This is a genomic window from Mangrovibrevibacter kandeliae (assembly GCF_024519155.1).
Lineage (GTDB): Bacteria > Pseudomonadota > Alphaproteobacteria > Rhizobiales > Rhizobiaceae > Mangrovibrevibacter > Mangrovibrevibacter kandeliae.
Genome location: NZ_JANIFJ010000015.1, coordinates 1 through 1,482 on the forward strand (window position 1 = coordinate 1; position 1,482 = coordinate 1,482).

2 protein-coding genes are annotated in these 1,482 nt (G+C 75.0%); both read right to left on the minus strand.

Annotated elements, in window-relative coordinates; all coding sequences use genetic code 11:
• Nucleotides 1-1,162: beta strand repeat-containing protein (locus NPA30_RS19515; RefSeq protein WP_256804462.1), on the minus strand; the 1,162-nt coding region annotated here is incomplete at its 3' end.
• Nucleotides 1,159-1,482: hypothetical protein (locus NPA30_RS19520; protein ID WP_256804463.1), on the minus strand; the 324-nt coding region annotated here is incomplete at its 5' end. The genes NPA30_RS19520 and NPA30_RS19515, both read right to left, overlap by 4 nt.

Genomic DNA, 1,482 nt, shown 5'->3' on the forward strand with positions numbered 1-1,482 from the left:
GATCGAGCGAAGCCGCCCGCAGCTCTGCGCTGCCGGCCGAGAGTGTCGTGCCGGTCAGGGCACCGCCCGCCGTCAGCGTCGCCTCGCCCGTCGCGGTCAGCCTGTCGAAGCCGAGCGCACCGCCGGCCCCGGCCGTCAGCGAAGCCGCCTGCGCCGTGCCGAAGCCGAGGTCGCCACCGGCATCTGCCGCGAGCGTGCCCGCCGTCACCGTCCTGGTCGTCAGGCTCGAGCCGGCCGACAGCCGCGCGTCGGCGGCCGCCGTCAGGTCGTCCACCGACAGCGCCGTCTTCGCCGAGACCGTCGCGCCCGTCGCACTCGTCAGCGTCCCGCCGGTCACCTGGCCGCCAGTGGACGCCACCGCGATGCCGCCGGTGCCCGTCGTCGCCAGCTGCGTGAAGCCGAGGTCGCCGACCGACGTCCAGTCCTGGTCGCCCGACGTCGTCACCGTGCCAAGCGTCAGGCCCGCGCCCGACGACGCCGTCACCGACGCCGCCGCCAGCGTGTCGAAGCGCCCGTCGCCGCTCGACGTCGCCGCCAGAACGCCATCGACCGTGCCACTCGTCACCGTCAGCGCACCCGCCGAGGTCAGATCCGCACGGCCCGCCGTCAGGCTGGCGAAGCGGGTATCGCCGGCCGTCGAGGCCGCCGTCAGCGCCTCGGTCACCGTCGCCGTGCCGAGATCGAGCGAAGCCGCCCGCAGCGTCGCGCTGCCGGCCGAGAGCGTCGTGCCCGTCAGGGCACCGCCCGCCGTCAGCGTCGCCTCGCCCGTCGCGGTCAGCCTGTCAAAGCCGAGCGCACCGCCGGCATCGGCCGTCAGTACCGCCGCCTGCGCCGTGCCGAAGCCGAGGTCACCCCCCGCATCGGCCGTCAGCGTGCCCGCCGTCACCGTCTTGGTCTTGAGGCTTGAGCCGGCCGACAGCCGCGCGTCGGCGGCCGCCGTCAGGTCGTCCACCGACAGCGCCGTCTTCGCCGAGACCGTCGCGCCCGTCGCACTCGTCAACATCCCGCCGGTCACTTGGCCGCCAGTGGACGCCACCGTAATGCCGCCCGCGCCGGTGGTCTCAAGCTTTCCAAACCCGAGGTCGCCGGCCGACGTCCAGTCCTGGTCGCCGGAGGTCGTGACCGTGCCGAGCGTCAGGCCCGCACCCGACGCCGCCGTCACCGACCCCGCCGCCAGCGTGTCGAAGCGCCCGTCCCGGCCGAAGTCGCCGTCAGAACGCCATCGACAGTGCCGCTCGTCACCGTCAGCTTGCCCGCCGCGGTCAGGCCCGCGCTGCCCGCCTTCAAGCTGGCGAAGCGGGCGTCGCCGACCGTCGAGGTCGCCGTCAGTGCCTGCGTCACCGTCGCCGTGCCAAGATCGAGCGAAGCCGCCCGCAGCTCTGCGCTGCCGGCCGAGAGTGTCGTGCCGGTCAGGGCACCGCCCGCCGTCAGCGTCGCCTCGCCCGTCGCGGTCAGCCTGTCGAAGCCGAGCGCACCGCCGGC